The organism is Salifodinibacter halophilus, from assembly GCA_012999515.1.
GTDB lineage: Bacteria > Pseudomonadota > Gammaproteobacteria > Nevskiales > Salinisphaeraceae > Salifodinibacter > Salifodinibacter halophilus.
The window spans coordinates 1-247 of record JABEEB010000535.1; the positions used below are offsets into that span (position 1 = coordinate 1).

1 protein-coding gene is annotated in these 247 nt (G+C 72.5%); it reads right to left on the minus strand.

Annotated elements, in window-relative coordinates; genetic code table 11:
- A partial coding sequence (locus tag HKX41_12740; GenBank protein NNC25002.1) for a hypothetical protein occupies positions 1 to 247 on the minus strand: 247 nt, incomplete at both ends.

Below are 247 nucleotides of genomic sequence, written 5' to 3' on the forward strand. Positions count from 1 at the left end.
GCGGCGGCGGATCGCCGCGCGGTCCAGGCCGGCGCCGTCGTCGGCGACTTCCAGCACGACTTCCGAACCTTCGCGGCGCACCGCGATGCGCACCGTGCCTTCGTCGGTCTTGCCCGAGGCGCGGCGCTTGGCCGGGGTTTCCAGGCCGTGCGCGACCGCGTTGCGCAGCATGTGTTCCAGCGGCGCGGTCATGCGCTCCAGAACGTTGCGGTCGAGTTCGCCCTGGGTGCCTTCCAGCTTCAGCGCG